Source organism: Candidatus Zixiibacteriota bacterium (assembly GCA_022865345.1).
Classification (GTDB): Bacteria; Zixibacteria; MSB-5A5; order MSB-5A5; family RBG-16-43-9; genus RBG-16-43-9.
This window is the reverse complement of record JALHSU010000130.1, coordinates 1-1,563: the sequence shown is the minus strand read 5'-3', so window position 1 is coordinate 1,563 and position 1,563 is coordinate 1. Positions and strand designations below refer to the sequence as shown.

Genomic DNA, 1,563 nt, shown 5'->3' with positions numbered 1-1,563 from the left:
TGTTCTCTGGTTGCCTGCAATGGTCTATGGAATCATCTTCGGTATCCTTGCATTACTTGACCGCTAACACTACAGAATATTCTATTCTCATCCCAAATTTTTTTGCCCGACGCTGATGGTAGAGGGAATGTATCAAAATGTCGGTAATAAACGCTGACAAATAGCATGGTATTGTCAGTTTATTACTTTCTGGAAAGCAACAAATAGCCTTAAACGATGGTAATTGTCAGCTTTGATACTGACACTATACTGACATCTCCAAGATTGCGAAAAGTGTATCCCACTAAAGAGTCTCATTTCAAGCTTCTCTGAAAAAATTAGCCCTATTCTATGCTGTAAACACAACTGTATCCCACTCAACAAAATGTCATATCCCACCTCCATCAAAAGTGTATCCCACTAGCCAAAAGTGTATCCCACCAATGGTTTACCGACAAACCCTTGTCGGTTTACCATAGGGGCTTGCGTTTACGGAGAGTTGACGGTTTACCATAGGGGCTTGCTGCAAAAACTTAGCTGCGCTGCTACAATTTACAACTGTAAACACACATCACCCTAAATTTTAAATATAACTTGCTAACAGAAGTAAGCAATCAGTCAGTGAGTGCGTCAGTATGAAAATAGTCGCAATGAGATTAGAGGACACAACTATTGAAATCTTGGATGCAAAGGCCAAAGAACAAGGCATAACGGTCTCGGAATACCTGCGTCACCAGATTTTTCCTCTCATAGAAGGAACAAAAACTCTTACTCTTGAACAATGTCTCGCAAAACTAGACCACTGCCTCTCTCTCGCTCAGTTCTGTGTAAGGCCCCTGCAAGGAATCGTTTTTGACCTGCAGAAATTCAAGACTGAATTAGTTCTGAAACTGGAACAGGAGAAGGCTCCGCAGCAGGAGCAGGAACAGTTGAACCCCCCACAAGAAGAGGAGAAAAACAATGAAGGAAAAACACCTCAAATCTAAACTGAATACTAGAGTTTCTGAACAGGCTCTCAAAAATCTTAAGAAGTTCACGGAAGGATACAATTTCGAGTCCGTCAGTGAAGCATTAGACTATGTTTTGCTTGAATTCCTAAAGCAATATTGTGAATCTGAACTTGAGATGAGAGAGGAAAAAGAATTCGTAGACCACATCAAAGCCATCCAAAAGAAAAGTAACATTCCTCTAGTGGAAGCATTGAAAGAATATTACAAAACTGGGGAAAAACAACTACAGCACTCCCAAAGCCATGTTCCAACACAACCTACTGTAGTATATCGAGACAGAATAGTGGAAAAGCCAGTATACATCGAAAAAGTCGTTGAAACAATAGTCGAGAAGCCCGCTGGCATCGTGGAAAAACAAGTTTTTGTCTTAGAAGATGATTGGCTGCCTGAATACTGGCCTTTTGACAACATGGAAGAATACAAAACTCTCATGTTTGAGGGGGAAGCCTAGAAATGATGCAGGGGCGGGTTCTTCTCTCGCCTTTTGTCCTATCATCGGCTACGTTTTTGGACCTTCTCCTTTCTCGCGGCCAAACCAATTCCTGCATCAATCGGGCAAATTCCCTCCCCAAAC

The 1,563-nt window shown here is 41.7% G+C and carries 2 protein-coding genes; both read left to right on the top strand.

Going from position 1 to position 1,563, the window contains the following annotated elements; all coding sequences use genetic code 11:
• The first annotated feature begins 614 nt into the window (after window positions 1-614).
• Window positions 615-965, top strand: coding sequence for a hypothetical protein (locus MUP17_05780; GenBank protein MCJ7458481.1), 351 nt, complete (start codon window positions 615-617; stop codon window positions 963-965).
• Entirely contained in the window at window positions 940-1,440 is a 501-nt protein-coding gene (locus MUP17_05775) for a hypothetical protein (protein MCJ7458480.1), read from the top strand. The genes MUP17_05780 and MUP17_05775 overlap by 26 nt, the downstream gene beginning before the upstream one ends.
• Window positions 1,441-1,563 lie beyond the last annotated feature (123 nt).